The organism is Lacimicrobium alkaliphilum (assembly GCF_002591895.1).
GTDB classification, from domain to species: Bacteria; Pseudomonadota; Gammaproteobacteria; order Enterobacterales; family Alteromonadaceae; genus Lacimicrobium; species Lacimicrobium alkaliphilum.
Genome location: NZ_NISX01000005.1, coordinates 165,492 through 183,079 on the forward strand (window position 1 = coordinate 165,492; position 17,588 = coordinate 183,079).

The 17,588-nt window shown below is 49.3% G+C and carries 13 protein-coding genes; 9 read left to right on the forward strand and 4 right to left on the reverse strand.

Translation table 11 applies throughout. The features are described 5' to 3' along the window. Positions 1 to 19: 19 nt before the first annotated feature. Both CDA54_RS06815 and CDA54_RS06820 read left to right on the forward strand, forming a co-directional pair. The gene (locus CDA54_RS06815; protein ID WP_099034234.1) at positions 20 to 1,942 is read left to right on the forward strand and encodes a PrkA family serine protein kinase; all 1,923 of its coding nucleotides are present in this window, start codon (positions 20 to 22) and stop codon (positions 1,940 to 1,942) included. 18 nt (positions 1,943 to 1,960) lie between these two features. Beyond that, positions 1,961 to 3,229 (forward strand): YeaH/YhbH family protein, encoded by a 1,269-nt coding sequence (locus CDA54_RS06820; RefSeq protein WP_099034235.1) that lies wholly within the window; start codon positions 1,961 to 1,963, stop codon positions 3,227 to 3,229. A 97-nt stretch (positions 3,230 to 3,326) separates the two neighbouring features. Here the strand turns inward: CDA54_RS06820 and CDA54_RS06825 are convergent, their stop codons facing one another. Continuing rightward, positions 3,327 to 3,938: a PEP-CTERM sorting domain-containing protein gene (locus CDA54_RS06825; protein WP_099034236.1), complete on the reverse strand. Its 612-nt coding sequence runs from the start codon at positions 3,936 to 3,938 to the stop codon at positions 3,327 to 3,329. A gap of 257 nt (positions 3,939 to 4,195) precedes the next feature. Between CDA54_RS06825 and CDA54_RS06830 the strand changes: the two genes are divergently transcribed. The 4 genes from CDA54_RS06830 (at position 4,196) to CDA54_RS06845 (ending at position 6,670) form a co-directional block, all read left to right on the forward strand. Further along, positions 4,196 to 4,822 carry a hypothetical protein gene (locus CDA54_RS06830; protein WP_099034237.1) on the forward strand — a complete coding sequence of 209 codons (627 nt, stop codon included), beginning with the start codon at positions 4,196 to 4,198 and terminating at the stop codon, positions 4,820 to 4,822. Beyond that, a complete protein-coding gene (locus tag CDA54_RS06835; RefSeq protein WP_099034238.1) occupies positions 4,815 to 5,561 on the forward strand; it encodes a DUF3307 domain-containing protein in 747 nt (248 codons plus the stop codon). Before CDA54_RS06830 ends, CDA54_RS06835 begins: the two co-directional genes overlap by 8 nt. A gap of 113 nt (positions 5,562 to 5,674) precedes the next feature. Then, positions 5,675 to 6,001 (forward strand): hypothetical protein, encoded by a 327-nt coding sequence (locus CDA54_RS06840; protein WP_099034239.1) that lies wholly within the window; start codon positions 5,675 to 5,677, stop codon positions 5,999 to 6,001. Positions 6,002 to 6,085: 84 nt separating this feature from the next. Further along, positions 6,086 to 6,670, forward strand: a complete 585-nt coding sequence (locus CDA54_RS06845; protein WP_099034240.1) for a CBS domain-containing protein — start codon at positions 6,086 to 6,088, stop codon at positions 6,668 to 6,670. Between the two features lie 70 nt (positions 6,671 to 6,740). Here the strand turns inward: CDA54_RS06845 and CDA54_RS06850 are convergent, their stop codons facing one another. After that, complete coding sequence (locus CDA54_RS06850) at positions 6,741 to 7,805, reverse strand: saccharopine dehydrogenase family protein (protein WP_099034241.1); 1,065 nt, start codon at positions 7,803 to 7,805, stop codon at positions 6,741 to 6,743. A 238-nt stretch (positions 7,806 to 8,043) separates the two neighbouring features. On the opposite strand from CDA54_RS06850, the gene bfr reads away from it, so the two are divergent. The 3 genes from bfr (at position 8,044) to CDA54_RS06865 (ending at position 14,261) form a co-directional block, all read left to right on the forward strand. After that, positions 8,044 to 8,511 (forward strand): bacterioferritin, encoded by a 468-nt coding sequence (gene bfr / locus CDA54_RS06855; protein ID WP_099034242.1) that lies wholly within the window; start codon positions 8,044 to 8,046, stop codon positions 8,509 to 8,511. A 338-nt stretch (positions 8,512 to 8,849) separates the two neighbouring features. Continuing rightward, entirely contained in the window at positions 8,850 to 13,637 is a 4,788-nt protein-coding gene (locus tag CDA54_RS06860; RefSeq protein ID WP_099034243.1) for a PPC domain-containing protein, read from the forward strand. A gap of 51 nt (positions 13,638 to 13,688) precedes the next feature. Further along, complete coding sequence (locus CDA54_RS06865) at positions 13,689 to 14,261, forward strand: hypothetical protein (RefSeq protein WP_099034244.1); 573 nt, start codon at positions 13,689 to 13,691, stop codon at positions 14,259 to 14,261. Positions 14,262 to 14,290: 29 nt separating this feature from the next. On the opposite strand, the gene CDA54_RS06870 is transcribed toward CDA54_RS06865, so the two are convergent. Both CDA54_RS06870 and CDA54_RS06875 read right to left on the reverse strand, forming a co-directional pair. Next, the gene (locus CDA54_RS06870; RefSeq protein WP_099034245.1) at positions 14,291 to 16,351 is read right to left on the reverse strand and encodes a helix-turn-helix domain-containing protein; all 2,061 of its coding nucleotides are present in this window, start codon (positions 16,349 to 16,351) and stop codon (positions 14,291 to 14,293) included. A 194-nt stretch (positions 16,352 to 16,545) separates the two neighbouring features. Then, a complete protein-coding gene (locus tag CDA54_RS06875) occupies positions 16,546 to 17,223 on the reverse strand; it encodes a type 1 glutamine amidotransferase domain-containing protein (RefSeq protein ID WP_099034246.1) in 678 nt (225 codons plus the stop codon). Positions 17,224 to 17,588: the final 365 nt, after the last annotated feature.

Consider the following 17,588-nt stretch of genomic DNA (forward strand, 5'->3'; position numbering starts at 1 on the left):
ATTATACCGGAGGTGGTTTATGGGTATTTTCGAACACTACCAACAACGATACGAAGCCCACAAGGAAGAAGAGTACAGCATCAGCGAGTTTCTCGAGCTGTGTAAGCAGGACAAGTCGGCCTATGCCAATGCTGCAGAGCGTCTGTTGCTGGCAATTGGCGAGCCTCAGACTCTGGATACATCAAAGGACCCTGCATTAAGCCGTATCTTCTCAAACCGTATTATCTCCCACTACCCGGCCTTCGATGATTTTTTCGGTATGGAGGAGTCCATAGAGCAGATTGTCTCCTATCTCAAACATGCCGCTCAGGGTCTGGAAGAGAAAAAACAGATCCTGTATTTGTTAGGCCCGGTAGGCGGCGGTAAATCCTCATTGGCAGAAAAACTTAAGGAGCTGATGCAGAAAGTACCGGTTTACTGCATCAAAGGCTCTCCGGTCAACGATCATCCACTGTGTTTGTTTGATATCAACGAAGACGGTGAGATTCTGGAAAAAGAATACGGCATTCCCGGCCGCTATCTGAAAACCATTATGTCACCCTGGGCCAGAAAAAGGCTGCATGAGTACAATGGCGATGTGTCGCAGTTCCGCGTAGTAAAAATGCATCCGTCAGTACTGGATCAGGTAGCTGTCGCCAAAACCGAGCCCGGTGATGACAATAATCAGGACATCTCATCTTTGGTGGGTAAAGTGGATATCCGCAAACTGGAGCAGTTTGCCCAGAATGATCCTGACGCCTACAGCTATTCCGGTGCTCTGTGCAAAGCCAATCAGGGACTGATGGAATTTGTTGAGATGTTCAAAGCACCGATTAAGGTGCTGCACCCTTTGCTGACCGCAACACAGGAGGGTAACTATAACCCCACAGAAGGATTTTCTGCCCTGCCCTTCGACGGCATTATTCTGGCCCACTCAAATGAATCTGAGTGGATGAGTTTTCGCAATAACCGCAACAACGAGGCCTTTCTGGACCGGGTTTATATCGTCAAAGTGCCCTACTGCCTGCGTATGACCGAAGAGCAGAAAATCTACCGCAAACTGATTGAAAACAGTGAGCTCAGTGGTGCGCCCTGCGCCCCCGGTACACTGGAAATCCTGTCTCAGTTCACTGTGCTGTCACGGCTTAAAGAGCCGGAAAACTCCAGCATTTATTCGAAAATGCGGGTGTATGACGGTGAAAGCCTTAAAGATACCGATCCCAAAGCCAAGTCTTATCAGGAATACCGTGACTATGCCGGTGTCGATGAAGGCATGGAGGGATTAAGTACCCGTTTTGCCTTTAAGATCCTCTCAAAGGTATTCAACTTCGACGCTCAGGAAGTGGCCGCCAACCCGGTACACCTGTTTTATGTGCTGGAGCGGCAGATTGAACGGGAACAGTTTCCACCGGAAACTGCCGAGCGTTATAAAGAGTTTCTCAAAGGTTATCTGATCCCCAAATATGTGGAGTTTATCGGCAAAGAGATCCAGACCGCCTACCTAGAGTCTTATTCAGAATACGGCCAGAACCTGTTTGACCGCTATGTCACCTATGCCGACTTCTGGATCCAGGATCAGGAGTATCGCGATCCGGAAACCGGCCAGTTATTTGACCGTGAAGCCCTGAATGCCGAGCTGGAGAAGATCGAAAAGCCCGCAGGGATCAGCAACCCCAAAGATTTTCGCAATGAAATTGTTAACTTTGTACTGCGGGCCAGAGCCAATAACAAAGGCAAAAACCCGGCATGGACCAGCTATGAAAAGCTGCGCACCGTGATCGAGAAGAAAATGTTCTCCAACACCGAAGACTTACTGCCGGTGATTTCCTTTAATGCCAAGAGCAGCGCGGAGGATCAGCAAAAACACGATGACTTTGTCAAACGTATGACCGAAAAAGGCTATACCAGAAAACAGGTCAGGTTGTTATGTGAGTGGTATCTGCGCGTTCGCAAGTCATCTTAAGGTGCACAGGAGAGCAGTATGGCGCACTTTATCGACAGAAGAGAGAACAGCAAAGGCAAGAGTACGGTCAACCGTCAGCGTTTTATCCGCCGCTATAAGCAGCAGATAAAAAAGGCGGTTTCCGATGCCATCAGTAAACGCAGTGTCACTGATGTGGAAACGGGCGAGAGTGTCAATATTCCCACCCGGGATATCAGGGAACCAATATTTCACACCGGTAAGGGTGGCGAGCGGGATATGGTACACCCCGGTAATGATCAGTTCAGTCAGGGAGATCGTATTCAGCGCCCACTGGGCGGCCAGTCCGGTGGCAGCGGAGAGGGTGAAGCCTCAGACAGCGGCGAAGGGGAAGACGACTTCGTATTTCAGATTTCCAAAGACGAATATCTGGATCTGCTGTTTGAAGATCTGGCTCTGCCCAATCTGAAAAAGACGCAACTGGACAAACTGGTCGAGTACAAAACCTATCGAAGCGGCTTTAAAACCGACGGCGTACCCAGCAACCTGGATATTATTCGTTCCCTGCGCGGCTCCATGGCCCGGCGTATCGCCCTAACCGGAGGTAAACGTCGCCAGTTGCGTGCGCTGGAAGAAGAGCTGGAAGCCCTGAAAAAGGATAAACATGATCATCAACTGGACATTACCCGGCTGGAGGCCGAAATCGCTGAGCTGAAAGCCCGTATCGCCAAGGTGCCGTTTCTGGATGCCATCGACCTGCGCTTTCGCAATTTTGAAAAGCGCCCGCTGCCCACCAGTAAGGCAGTGATGTTCTGCCTGATGGATGTATCCGGCTCCATGGATCAGGCCACTAAGGATATGGCCAAGCGTTTTTATATTCTGCTCTATCTGTTTCTGACCCGCACCTACAAAAATGTAGAGGTGGTGTATATCCGCCACCACACCCAGGCAAAAGAGGTGGATGAGCACGAATTTTTCTACTCACAGGAAACCGGCGGTACTATCGTCTCCAGCGCCCTGAAGCTGATGGATGAGATTATTCAGGCTCGCTATCCCGGTAACGAATGGAATATTTATGCTGCACAGGCCTCAGATGGTGATAACTGGGCCGATGACTCACCGCAGTGCACCGAACTACTGGTGAACAAATTACTGCCGGTGGTGCGCTATTACGCCTATATCGAAATTACCCAACGCCAGCACCAGAGTCTGTGGCGCCAATATGAAAACCTGACCGGTGTATTCGAGAACTTTGCCATAAAGCATATCCGCGATGTGGAGGATATTTACCCCGTATTCAGAGAACTGTTCAAAAAACAGGCCGCGTAAAACAACTCGTTTACAAGCATGAAAAAAGCCAGATAGAGTCTCTATCTGGCTTTTTCTGTTTTACGGCGGTCAAGTCAGACCGACATCAAGGCGCCGGTCAGTTGGCTGTCTGCTTTCTGCGTGTCAGTACCAGTCCGACTAACCCTAAGGCGAACAAGGTTAACGGCAGTGGCTCTGGCACTGCGATAACATCTGTCTCACCAAGTTCGATCTGGAACGTGGCACTACCACCCGTAAAGTCAAAACTGTCTGGTTGATAGTCATAACTTATATGCAGACTGTCGGCGGTAAAAGATAAATCCGCAGTCACACCGACATTAGTCAGGTTGTCACTCAGCAAACTGATGCCCATGATACTTTGCCCGGGCTGAGAGAAGACAATATTGCTTATCCAGGCATCAAAGGTTTTAAAATCCCAGGTATCCTGCGAATCTAAGGTCAGAATATTGGTGTCAGTATCGTAATCCATCCATACTTCACCGCCACCCCAGTTATCCGGGTTTTGCACAAAATGGGTACCATTTAGCTCGGCCCCGGCCCCAATCGACTGACCAAGGGTTTCATGTATCAGTGGCAGACCATTGCGGACGTCAGGAAGGTTCGCTTCAGTACGAAAATCAGCAGAAATCAGAGTGGCTTTTGCAGCAAAGCTAAGCAACAGAGTTAATCCCAAAACAGATCCCATACGACATAATTTGGTGACAGACATCTTTGAGTACCTCGTTAAGACTTAAAACAATTTTACAGTCACTAAAACAAAAGCAAATAGCATGCCACCCATAAATATCAATAACTTAAATTGATTAATGCGATTCTCTGTTAAATATTCCGACACTTTAGCCTGTATATCTGAGGCTGTTATTCAAGCCGGGAATAAACGCCCATGTAACCATTTTAGATTACATTTTACAATGTAATCTATTTGGGTTACTTTTATTTGACCATTTATCACTTTGACAAAACAATATGGCCGAATATGCGGTACTCACAGGGGATCTGATAGATTCAGGTAAAATCCCTTCTGAGCAGTATGATAACCTGTTATATCAGCTGAATCAGTTGCTTACCACAGTCAGTACAGCACAGGGCCGCTATAATATTTTCCGGGGGGATGCCTTTCAGCTATTACTACCAGCCCCTGACAGAGCAATATCAGGCATGCTGATTATCCGCCTGGGCCTGATAAGCCATGGGTGGGACGCCCGCATCAGCACAGGCTTCGGCGGTGTCAGTAATCCCAGAGCCGATATTAAAACCGCTACCGGAGAGGCCTTCACCCTGTCCGGTAAGGGGCTGGACAATATGACTACCCAACAACGCCTGAGCATTAACAGTTCAAATCAGCAATACCAGTTTCATATGCCCTTATTATTGCAATTTGCCGACACCCTTATCAGCCAAATCAGTAAGAGGCAGGCCTGCGCATTGTATGAATACTTTACTTTGACAGATAATAGTCACCAGGCCATTGCCCGGCGTCTGGACAGCTCAAGGGTCAATGCCACCCGATTACTGAATCAGGGTCACTATCAGTTGTTGCAGGAATTTGTTCTGCACAGCCAACAACTCTTTAAAAGGTGTTTTCATGGATGAATTACTGTTACTCGTTGCTTTGCTGATTGGTCATCTGCTGGCAGACTTCTATTTCCAGCCACTAAGCTGGATAAAGAATCGACAGCAATGCCATTACCGCTCAATAAAGCTGATCTATCATGGGCTGCTGCACGCATTTTTATCTCTGCTGATACTGGTATGCTGGCAAACCTGGTATGGCTGGGGTTTCACTCTGACTCAGCCGTTAATAATGGCATTCGTGCTGGGACTGAGCCACTACGCCATCGACCTGGTAAAATCCTACTGCCCAAGAAATCTGTATTTTTTTGTGCTCGATCAGATCCTGCATCTGCTGGTGCTGATATGGATATGGCTGCAGACATCTCAGGCCTGGCAGCTTACAGAACACTTCTGGCAACACCTGCTCAACCTCAACACCCTGCTGCTGTTAAGCGCTTATCTGATTGTTCTGCGTCCGTTTTCCTTCATGATTGCCATGGCACTGAAGAAGTGGCATACCGAAAGCGACAGCAGTCTGCCCAGCGCCGGCCACGTTATTGGCCTGATTGAAAGAACATTGATCCTGACTTTTGTTTTGTTAGAACAATATGCAGGCATTGGCTTTTTACTGGCGGCCAAGTCCATATTTCGCTTCGGTGATCTCACCCGCCAGCAGGATCGTCAACTTACCGAGTATGTGATGCTTGGTACCCTGCTCAGCACCACCATGACTATTCTGCTGGGCCTGGGTGTACGAGCCCTGATTAACTGGCAGTGACAGCGTTCACTAAAACTGCAAATCATCTTGATCTCTGTACTTTATAACTTGTCAGGGATTGTATTTTTCACCGCCATATCCATATTAGCAATAACACCGCAGATTTCGTCGGCATGATGAAGCAACATACCCAACACCGCAGTCGGATCCCTCAATGGCTCTTATTAAGCCTTAGTGCCTGGTTATGCCTGTTATATGTCGAGCCGGTCAATAGCAGCGGATTAACCGATGCCAGCAAAGCACTGCAGCAAGACCCGGTGCAAAACCAACTTACATGGGCTGAAGAAGAGCCTGACACTGATGATATCAATGTCAGCTTCAACACTGATCCTCCCTGTTTTGACAGTCTCTGGCAGATATCTGTCGCACAGACTTCCCATCAACAGCATTATATTCCTGGTTATCAGCCCCGGGCTCCACCACCGCAGCGTCACAGATAAACATTAATGAACCCGGGGGCGGTCGCCACTCTCTGCCTGTCAGACTGCCCGGGATACGCTGCTTGAATTGGTTGGAGACAACAAATGCTGTATAAAAAATTGAAAACACTGGGTCTGGATAAGATTGGTCAATACCGGACAGAACATACGAATCCCGTGCTGGACTTACAAAGCCCGGTATCTTCTTTACTCAACACCTTCTGCGGGGCTTCTCCCCTGATTGTGGATAAATACGCAGGAATCGATGACGTTGTTTTCCGCATGCAGAAAAACCAGAGCAAATACGCTTTGGTCAGTCAAAATCATTCAGGGATCATAGGGTTAATCAGCTATGCCGATCTCTGCAGCCGCAAGGTTTTGATCACCTGCGAATGCAAAGGCCTCAGAAGAACTGAGCTCAACGCCGAAGACATGATGATTCCCAGAGAAAAGTTACAGGGTATCCGATACCAGGAATTAGAGTCAGCCACAGTCGGTGAACTACTCCATACTATGCAACAATTGAATCAAGAGTTTGCGATGGTTGTGGATGAGCAGGATCAACTGTGTGGGGTCATCTGTATTCGGGAAATTCTGCGGGCAATGAAAATCCCTCAGAATACGAATATCACAGCCCATAGCTTCAGAGATATTTTCAATATCATCCATAACCACGCCGAGCTGACCTGAATAATAGATCAGAAATCAGCTGATGAACCCAGGCGCATTCGATGCGCCTGGGGTAATATTTTCTCTCAGGTCAGGCATCTACCCACTCCAGAGGGGTAACATCAGGCAGGCTCCAGACAAAGTCCTCACCCATTAACTGTGATGGTGTGATACTGCCTGTGGCGCTTACCTCGCTGTTTATCACCGCACCGACCATCGCCAGAGGCGCAGTAATGGTCAGATCGTAACCATTAGGCGTGGTAAAACGGGCGGTACGCTTATTGCCCTGCTCATCCCATACCTGACCCCAAAGGTAAGTCGGGCTGGCCTGACGCAGGGTTTCGTCGGGACCGGAGATCTTCTTTTCAATTTGCTTTTTAGTCATATTCTGCACAAAAGACAATCCATAGAACCAGCGCCACTTTTGGATCTTGTGCATCTTTGCCACAGTTTTTGGATGCACGGGCACATACACCGCCACATTTTCTATACCGGTACTGTGATAAGCCGTACTGACATCCCCCCAGGGAATGGTCATGGCCAGGCGCTCGCCTTCGCCAAAATCGATCTGCCGGGTTTTAGAATAAATGCCTTTAATGCTGCCATTTTCACGGACCTGGCAGAGCCCTCCCATACTTTCGACAGAGGTTTTCGCGGTGCCCGGACTAAGCTGTTTGGCAGCCTTGTACGCCAGCTCAAGATGCGTCGCACCAGGCAGGGCCTGCTTCAGTTTTGCCGCCAGACAATCTGTTGGCACCACATCAAAACCCACACCGGGGCAAACCATTATGCCGGCCGCTTTGGCGCGCTTACTGACATCAGCACTGTGGGCATGTTCAAACACCGCAATCTCGCCGGTAATATCAAAATAATGGGTGGAGGTGTCAATACAGGCCTCCAGCATAGGTTTATGCGTAGCAGAAAAAGGGCCGGCACAATGCAGTACCAGTATCATGTTTTTGAGACTTTCACGCAATTTTTGCCCTTCTGAGAGATCGACAATCACCGCCTCTAGTCCAAGTTGTGTTGCCAGAGCATTGACCTTCTCTTTATTACGACCTGCCAATACCGGCGTCATACCCCGTTTTTTGGCTTCTCTGGCAATTAACTCCGCGCTGTAGCCATTGGCACCGTATATCATCCACTTGTTCTGCATAGTTGCTCCGTCAGAAATTTTCTTGTTGTTCGCTAAGCCTATTAATTTCATAAACCTTAGCAAGATTCAAACAATTGTATGAATTAAATTTGGCAAGGCGCGTTTAAGCCCAAAACGAAGTGCCAACAAGAATCACTACTATTTATTAATGCGTTGATTTAAAAAGTAAAAATTTATATTTGCTGACATTTGAGCTAAACTTGGGCACTAAGGTTTACCAATATCAACAGGACTCAATATGAAAGGTAATGCCAAAGTCATCGATGCGCTTAATCGTCTGTTAGCAAACGAGCTTACCGCCATGGATCAGTACTTTATCCACTCCCGCATGTATCAGGACTGGGGACTGAATAAGCTGTTTGAACGTATCGATCATGAATTCAATGATGAAAAAGATCACGCCAGTGCTTTAATTGAACGCATTCTGTTTCTTGAGGGTACGCCGGATATGGCGACCAGAGAGAGCATTGCTGTGGGTAAAGACGTGCCCTCAATGCTGCAAAATGATCTGGATCTGGAATATGGCGTTCAGAAACTGCTCAAAGATACCATCAAACTCTGTGAGCAGGAGCAGGATTTTGTCAGCCGCAATATGCTCACTACCCTGCTTAAAGACACCGAGGAAGATCACGCTTACTGGCTGGAGCAACAGCTTCGCCTGATTAAGCTTATGGGCCTCTCCAACTACCTGCAATCACAGATGTGATCTGCTGATTCTATTCCAGGGAGGGAAATTACTCCTCCCTGGTTGCATACTCTTTTTCACTATCACCCTGTCGGTATTATCACTTCCACGACCCCATAGCTCGCTTCATACTGACCCAGTTAGCACCATTTAGCTTCAGATAAGCCATCACGGGTCCAGCTAACGTGCAAAGCCTATTCCCCAGACAGATGTTTGCTGTCAAAACTACTAAAGATATTTCCCATCCGGGACCCCTTAATATCGCGGCGCGTATGCCAATTAATACAACACGTTAATGCCTAGCAGTACCAGGCGTTCGGCCCTGTGGTCAAAGTTTTTAACAAGGAAAAGGATCTGTTATGCACACCTCTCAGCCATTGATACAGAGCGTGCTCTGCTATCAGCAATTAAGAACCGACTCTGTCAGGGTATTTAAATCCCTGAAAATCTGGTTAGCACTATTGTTTTTAACATGGGTCAGCACATACTCTCTGGCCGCCCACGCAGACAGCTTACAAAACGGTGGTGTTGTCAGCGGCGCTATCTCATTTGTGGGGGAGCAGGATAGCTGGACATTTAACACCAGCGCTGGAGACCAGGTGCATATTTCTGTTGTTGATATCAACAATACTTCGCTGTCGGCACTGGCAATGCTGTCAGCTCCTGATGGTAATGTTATCAGCACAGGCCAGGGTAACAGGGTCTCCAAAATCAGCGTAACTGCACCGCAATCCGGTACCTATACCCTCACCATTCGTGACAACAATTCCAGTACGGATAACGACACCGGCACCGGCCAGTACTCTGTATATCTGGCCATTCCTCCGGTTGCCGAGCATGGCAGTCTGATCAACGGCAGCTATGTACAAGAAACCATCGAGCTGGGTGATATTGATACCTGGTCGTTTGAGGCAAATGTCGGCGAATTTGTTCAACTGTCACTCACCGATATCAATGACACGGACCTCTCCGCCTATCTGGCGGTGTATGCCCCGGATGGCAGCTATATCACCTGGGGGCAAGGCAATACCGTGTCCAAGGCCAGCTTTACCGCAGCCCAGACCGGCACCTATACCGTACTGGTGATGGATAATAATTCGAGTACCGTCAATGATACCGGTACCGGTGATTATCGCCTGTATCTGGCCATTCCTCCGGTTGCCGAGCATGGCAGTCTGATCAACGGCGGCTATGTCGAAGAAACCATCGAGCTGGGTGATATTGATACCTGGTCGTTTGAGGCTAATGTCGGCGAATTTGTGCAACTGTCACTCACCGATATCAATGACACTAACCTCTCCGCCTATCTGGCGGTGTATGCCCCGGATGGCAGCTATATCACCTGGGGGCAAGGCAATACCGTGTCCAAGGCCAGCTTTACCGCAGCCCAGACCGGTATCTATACCGTATTGGTGATGGATAACAGGTCGAGTACCGTCAATGATACCGGTACCGGTGATTATCGCCTGTATCTGGCCATTCCTCCCGTTGCCGAGCATGGCAGTCTGATAGACGGCAGCTATGTCGAAGAAACCATTGAGCTCGGCGATATTGATACCTGGTCGTTTGAGGCTAATGTCGGCGATGTTGTGCAGCTGTCACTCACCGATATCAATGACACAGACCTCTCCGCCAATCTGACGGTGTATGCCCCGGATGGCAGCTATGTCACCTGGGGGCAAGGCAATACCGTATCCAAAGCCAGCTTTACCGCAGCCCAGGCCGGCACCTATACCGTACTGGTGATGGATAATAATTCGAGTACTGTCAATGATACCGGTACCGGGGATTATCGCCTGTATCTGGCCATTCCTCCGGTTGCCGAGCATGGCAGTCTGATTAACGGCAGCTATGTACAAGAAACCATTGAGCTGGGCGATATTGATACCTGGTCGTTTGAGGCCAGTGTCGGCGAATTTGTGCAACTGTCACTCACCGATATCAATGACACCGATCTCTCCGCCTATCTGGCGGTGTATGCCCCCGATGGCAGCTATATCACCTGGGGGCAAGGCAATACCGTATCCAAAGCCAGCTTTACCGCAGCCCAGACCGGTATCTATACCGTATTGGTGATGGATAACAGGTCGAGTACCGTCAATGATACCGGTACCGGTGATTATCGCCTGTATCTGGCCATTCCTCCCGTTGCCGAGCATGGCAGTCTGATAGACGGCAGCTATGTCGAAGAAACCATTGAGCTCGGCGATATTGATACCTGGTCGTTTGAGGCTAATGTCGGCGATGTTGTGCAGCTGTCACTCACCGATATCAATGACACAGACCTCTCCGCCAATCTGACGGTGTATGCCCCGGATGGCAGCTATGTCACCTGGGGGCAAGGCAATACCGTATCCAAAGCCAGCTTTACCGCAGCCCAGGCCGGCACCTATACCGTACTGGTGATGGATAATAATTCGAGTACTGTCAATGATACCGGTACCGGGGATTATCGCCTGTATCTGGCCATTCCTCCGGTTGCCGAGCATGGCAGTCTGATTAACGGCAGCTATGTACAAGAAACCATTGAGCTGGGCGATATTGATACCTGGTCGTTTGAGGCCAGTGTCGGCGAATTTGTGCAACTGTCACTCACCGATATCAATGACACCGATCTCTCCGCCTATCTGGCGGTGTATGCCCCCGATGGCAGCTATGTCACCTGGGGGCAAGGCAATACCGTATCCAAAGCCAGCTTTACCGCAGCCCAGACCGGTACCTATACCGTACTGGTGATGGATAACAGGTCGAGTACCGTCAATGATACCGGTACCGGGGATTATCGCCTTTATCTGGCCATTCCTCCGGTTGCCGAGCATGGCAGTCTGATCAACGGCGGCTATGTCGAAGAAAGCATTGAGCTGGGCGATATTGATACCTGGTCGTTTGAGGCCAGTGTCGGCGAATTTGTTCAGCTGTCACTCACCGATATCAATGACACGGACCTCTCCGCCTATCTGGCGGTGTATGCCCCGGATGGCAGTTATGTCACCTGGGGGCAAGGCAATACCGTGTCCAAGGCCAGCTTTACCGTCGCACAAACTGGCACCTATACCGCACTGGTGATGGATAACAGGTCGAGTACCGTCAATGATACCGGTACCGGTGATTACCGCTTGTATCTGGCCAGAATACCCGGAGCCAATGAACACGGCCAGATCGATGGTGCAGGCAGTCTTGAAGAATATATCGATCTCGGCGATCTGGACACCTTTACCTTTAACGGCCTGGCCGGGGACATTATCAATATCAGAGTAACGGATATCGATGAAACGAATCTTGCCCCCTTTATTTACCTGTTTGATCAAAGCGGCACCTATCTCACCCAACGTGGGGGGACTACGGTTGCCGAACTCATCGACTATAGCCTGCCCGGTGATGGAACCTATACCTTGCTGGTGATGGATAACAATTCCAGTACTGTTAATGATACCGGCATCGGACCTTACCGGCTGGATTATAACCTGCCTGATGCACCACCGGATCCAGAACAGCCTGTGGCCGTCGCTATTGCACCGGCTGAGGCGTATCGCGCAGAAGTGATTAATCTCGATGGCAGCGGCTCATTTGACCCTGACGATTCGCCACAACCTCTGAGTTATCTGTGGCAGCTGATTTCAGTGCCGGATAACAGCGCTATTACTGAAACCGATATTCAAAGTGCGAATAATCCGATAGCCAGCATACAAGGGGATGTCAGTGGCGAGTACCGCTTACTGCTGACTGTTGATGACGGGTTATTAAACGATAGCGCAGAAGTATTAGTATCTGTCCTCAATCGCACGCCGGTTGCTGATGCCGGAGAAGATAAAAGCGCCCCGGTTAACACTCTGGTCAGTCTGGATGGCTCTGGCTCTTCAGATGCTGACGGTGACCTGATCACCTATCAGTGGCAATTTCTGACTTTGCCAGCAGGCAGTAATGCAACCTTAGAAGACGCCGAATCTGTAGCGCCCTACTTCACCCCGGATATTGCAGGCAGTTACGCGATAGGTTTAGTTGTCAGCGATGCAGAGGATGACAGTCCTCAGGATGTTGTCACCATTGAGGTAACCGCCGCTAACATTGGCCCTCAGGCAAGCGCAGTTTATACCGGCGATCTCACCGTTGACGCCACCATTTCTCTTGATGGTAGCGGCAGTGTTGATCCCGATAACGGCCCATTACCTCTTAGCTATCAATGGCGTTTTCAGAGCGTTCCTGGGGATAGCACACTTGACGATACTGACATTACCAGTGCAAACAGCCCATTGGCGGCATTTTCTGCCGATGTTGAAGGGAGCTATGTACTGGTACTGGAGGTGACCGATGGTGAGCTGTCCGACGATACTGCCCTGAGCATTAACATCATCAGCCCAGAGATTTGCGAACTCAGCGTATCAGCAGGTCCTGATATCACTCTGGAGCTCGGTAACAGTGCAATGCTGAACAATGCCACAATTACCGCTTCCGATGTTTGCGAGGCAGTGACTTATCAGTGGCAGTTTGTCTCGGTGGCCCCTGACAGTAATCTGGTCAGTGCAGACATCAGCAATGCAGACCAGCCTGACGCAACATTTGTACCAGATAGTGGCGGCAGTTATGTTGTCCAGCTTCAGGTTAGCAACGCCGATATTTCTGCGTCAGATTCACTGACCGTAACGGTGACGGAGAATGCTATTCCGATTGCGAATGCCGGAATCGATCAGCAAATTGAACTTGGCGAAACCGCGCGACTTGATGCTGGTCAGAGTTATGATCCCGACAACGCTCCCCAGCCGTTAACGTACCTGTGGCAAATCCTCAGTGCACCCAGTGGCAGCTCAGCAGTGATTATGCCAGCCGACGCAGCTGCAACAGACTTCACACCGGATATCTCAGGAGATTATTTAGTGCAGCTGCGCGTCTTTGATGGCCAGGCCAGTGACACCGACACCATGCAGCTGACCGTCGATACCCCTGCAGAACCGCAAATGTGTGATATTGACGGAAATCTGGTAATCGACAAGGTCGACATTCGCGCCATCATGGTCCGGCGGAATAGCCCTGCCAGTGGCGATTCAGATCGGGCCGACTGGAACAGCGACGGTATTATCAATGTATTGGATGCCAGAGGCTGTGTGTTGCAATGCACCTTGTCTGGCTGCGCCACGCCAACGAATGACTGATAACAACGCTCTGGCCTGACATCGGGCCAGAGTATTTTAAGGAGAATTAAAATGACCAAGATAACAAAAGTACTTACCGCAGGAATCCTGGCTTGTGGCCTGTCTTGTAATAGTTTCGCTGCACCGATTTTGTCGTTTAACAATCAGGCTGCGCCATTGGAACAGAACTACCAGCTCGGTGATAACATTGCACTGGAGTTATGGATCTCCGGGCTGGATTCAGCGGATCTCGGCGGTTTCGATATTGGCCTGGTGTTTGATCAGGCTGTTAGCCCATTTTCATCTTTGCTGTTTAGTGATGACTGGTTCGATTTTGATGAAAGCCTGAGTGGCACCGGTACGCTGAATCTGGCCAGCCTGTCATCTCAGTTCGATCTCAGCTCGCAGGAAGACTCGCTGCTTCTGGCAACACTGAATTTCAATGCCAGTAGTATTGGAACCAGCATACTGGCATTTTCAGATGTTCTGCTCTCTGATGGCCAGGGTTTTGAACTTAGTGCACAGAATTTCGCCGCCACTCTGAATATCAGCGATATCCCGGATGGGAATCAAATCCCAGAGCCGGGCAGCGTCGCTCTGTTATTATTTGCTGTGCTGGCAATGCGGTTAAACAGACAAAAATAAACCTCTGTAACGGCGGCAACAGGCCGCCTTCATTGGTTTTGTAAGTTCTGATACACCGGGCAAAGATCGATCGCTTTGTGCCAAAGCTTCTCTGATACCTGCTCTTCACCCAGCTCTTCAAAGGTTAACGCCAGCGTAGTGACTACAGCTGGCTGTAATTCCTGTTCGGCGAATTGCAACAAACGTTGCCGCTGCGCTTGTCCTATCCTGACCGGCTTTCCGGTAATACTGCTGAGTTTCAAACGATAATAAACCTCACCAATTTCACCCCAAATCATCTGGCTGTTTCTGAGCTTGTCACGCTGAATTACCCTGAGCGCGTTGCGCAGCGCCTCTTCTGCACCAGAGTTATCATTAACCCCAAGATAAGAGGCGGCCAGCGCGCCCCAAACCTGGTGATAAACAATTTGATCCGGGTCCCCCATTTTTTCCAGTGCAGTCAATCGATGCTGCAGAGACAATGGATAATCTCCTTGCAGATAAGCAATCAAGCCAAGTTGCTCATCCGCCAGATGATTCTGTGGGTGCAACGCCCTGAGTTGCTCAAAGGCCTCCCGGCCCTGCTTCAGATTCCCCAGACACACTGCAACAACACCAGCACCGTTATAGGCTACAGCCTTTTTTCCCAAATCAGCAGCTTGCTGAAAATAGGACAGACTCTCAGTCATATTACCGTGATAAAAATAGTGAGTGGCCAGCCGGTAGTGATTAAACCAATATCCGGGCTCCAGTTTCAGTACATTCTGTAAGGTCTGCTCTGCCAACCCGATGGCGTTTTCGACACCGGAATCAGATTCATTGAAAGACAACATATAACTGGCACCAAGCCCCTGCAGTGCTTCGAGGTTCTGCGGCCACCGCTGCAAAACCTTCTGATACGCCTGAATACCAGCTTTTGTGCCTATGGTTCGCCGGTTTAACAGCGCCTGAGCAGACATCACATAGCTGTTTTGAGGAGCCAGCTGCCGGGCCCGCTGACAATGTTTTTCCGCTTGCTCTAACCGCTCCTTTTCATGCCCCTCGAAGCTATACCAGACATAGGTTTCACACAAGGCGGCCTCTGCTTCAGCAAAATCAGGATAACCCTGAATGGCCAGAGCCAGAAGATTAAGGGTTTTGTCTGATTCAGACCAGCTCTCGAGTTTATGGGCATCCATCAGTTGCCTTGCGAGCCAGTAATTGTCCCAGGCACTGATCTGTGCATCATTGGGCGTTGATGACAATGCCCCCGTTGTAATCAATTCACGAATCTTACTGGCCAGTTGTTCAGCAAACAGCGTCGCCTGCTGTTTAAGTACCGTATGACCCATTACTTTGTACCAGATTAGTCTGTTACTGCCGTTGTAAAAAGCCAGTGCCTGTACCCTCAGGTACCTCCCCCGACGCCGGATGTCGAGCGTAATCACCGCATCAGCCTGATAGTCACGAGCCAGATCAATGGCCAGACGCACTTCCTGATTGTCCTGTGATGTTAAGGTGGCGATGGAAAAATCCTGACTCAACGCCTTGTTTAGCGAAGCCGTTAAAGGTTCAGCCGCGATCTGCTGTGGATTAATCAGAATGCTTGTGGGGATCAGCGAGCCGGACGCTGGCAAAAGGTCCGGGGGGGTATCGTTGTCATCGGCCTGGATTCCACGAAACAGCAGTATAAAGAGTATCAGAGCCAGTCCGACGCCGAGCACGGGCATCAGCCAGGAAACGGTTATAATACGCTGCGGCTGAGCATGATGCTCCTCAGTGTGGGCGGCAGACTGAACGATATAGTCAACAGGTCCGGCCTCCCGCTCCTGATCCTGATCCAGACTGTCAGCCTCTTTAGAGGTCAGATACAACGCCCAGGCATCTGTGTTCAAAACCCTGGCGACCCGTTCTATACTGACGGGATCGACAGATTCACCGCGAAATACCCGGTTGACCATAGTGCGAGGGATCTTTTTGAGCCCCTCTGACACCTGTATTCGTCTGGCTACCTCAGTCTGGGATTTGATTCCTGCCGCCAACAGAGCCGACCGCAACTTAGCCGGCGATGCCTGCACACCCCTGGCTCGCTTGCCACCACTATAGGATACTGAGCCTTGTTTATCGCCCACAATTTCTCCCTGAAATCATTGCCTTATGTCTCGCTTTAAGGTGAATAAACGAATTACTTATCTGAAAGAATAATTCTGACGCGTTGCAAGCTGATGTCAAAAACCGGCGAATAAGACCGGAAATTCAGGCAATCGTCTTTGACAGAACTATCTAACTATCCGCTTGTTCAGGGGTCAAGGCTTTTATCTTTTACTCAGACAAGTTGTGTCAGCAAAGCCCTGGCCGTTTCGGCAGAGGAGCCCGGATTCTGACCAGTAATCAGGCGACCATCCACCTGCACAAAACTGGTCCAGTCATCGCCCTTACTAAAACTTCCCCCCAGTGCCTGGAGCTTATCCTCGAGTAAGAACGGCACAACATCAGTAAGTTGTACAGCTTGTTCTTCACTATTTGAAAAACCCGTCACTGACTTGCCTTTAACCAATGACACACCCTGATTATTTTTAACTTGTGTCAAAACGGCAGGTGCGTGGCATACCGCCGCCACAGGTTTATCTGCCTGCAAGGTTTTGCTGATCAGATCGATGGAGTATTGATCATGGGTCAAATCCCACAACGGCCCATGGCCCCCCGGATAAAACACTCCGTCAAAGTCTTCGGCATGAATATCACTCAACTTCTGTGTATGGGCCAGATGATGCTGTGCCTGCTCGTCTCTTTCGAAACGCCTGGTATCATCCGTCTGAAACTCGTCACCTGTACTATTTGGATCAATGGGAGGCTGCCCTCCTTTTGGTGATGCCAGTACGATCTCTGCTCCTGCATCTTTAAATACATAATACGGGCTGGCAAATTCCTCCAGCCAAAAGCCGGTTTTCTGCCCCGTATCACCCAATTTGTCATGTGATGTCAGTACCATAAGTATTTTCATATTTGTTTAATCTCCCGTTTTTCTGCATAGCAGATCGATATGTGACCAGCGAACTGGTTTTCACTGAAAACATATGGATAAAGTTTATAAGAACAGACCAATTGTATTGTTGATTTGGCAGGATTTAGATCACATCAGCCAGTATCTGTTAACGCCCCTGCAGTGCTGATTGTCAGAGTACTTTACGGCATTATACCTTGCTAGAAATGTCATATAGAAATCGATGTAAGAACTTAAATATCAATAGGTTAGGCAGTGTCTGTTAATGCTCCCTGTAGTGCTGACTGTCAGAGTACTTTACAGCATATTTATACCTTAATAGAAACGTCATACAAAATCGATATAAACGATTATATATCAAACAG

What these genes read in the sequence shown, in the direction of transcription:
- CDA54_RS06815 (WP_099034234.1), top strand. Translation starts at nt 20, where the DNA reads ATGGGTATTTTCGAACACTACCAACAACGATACGAAGCCCACAAGGAA.
- CDA54_RS06820 (WP_099034235.1), top strand. Translation starts at nt 1,961, where the DNA reads ATGGCGCACTTTATCGACAGAAGAGAGAACAGCAAAGGCAAGAGTACG.
- CDA54_RS06825 (WP_099034236.1), bottom strand. Translation starts at nt 3,938, where the DNA reads ATGTCTGTCACCAAATTATGTCGTATGGGATCTGTTTTGGGATTAACT.
- CDA54_RS06830 (WP_099034237.1), top strand. Translation starts at nt 4,196, where the DNA reads ATGGCCGAATATGCGGTACTCACAGGGGATCTGATAGATTCAGGTAAA.
- CDA54_RS06835 (WP_099034238.1), top strand. Translation starts at nt 4,815, where the DNA reads ATGGATGAATTACTGTTACTCGTTGCTTTGCTGATTGGTCATCTGCTG.
- CDA54_RS06840 (WP_099034239.1), top strand. Translation starts at nt 5,675, where the DNA reads ATGATGAAGCAACATACCCAACACCGCAGTCGGATCCCTCAATGGCTC.
- CDA54_RS06845 (WP_099034240.1), top strand. Translation starts at nt 6,086, where the DNA reads ATGCTGTATAAAAAATTGAAAACACTGGGTCTGGATAAGATTGGTCAA.
- CDA54_RS06850 (WP_099034241.1), bottom strand. Translation starts at nt 7,805, where the DNA reads ATGCAGAACAAGTGGATGATATACGGTGCCAATGGCTACAGCGCGGAG.
- bfr (WP_099034242.1), top strand. Translation starts at nt 8,044, where the DNA reads ATGAAAGGTAATGCCAAAGTCATCGATGCGCTTAATCGTCTGTTAGCA.
- CDA54_RS06860 (WP_099034243.1), top strand. Translation starts at nt 8,850, where the DNA reads ATGCACACCTCTCAGCCATTGATACAGAGCGTGCTCTGCTATCAGCAA.
- CDA54_RS06865 (WP_099034244.1), top strand. Translation starts at nt 13,689, where the DNA reads ATGACCAAGATAACAAAAGTACTTACCGCAGGAATCCTGGCTTGTGGC.
- CDA54_RS06875 (WP_099034246.1), bottom strand. Translation starts at nt 17,223, where the DNA reads ATGAAAATACTTATGGTACTGACATCACATGACAAATTGGGTGATACG.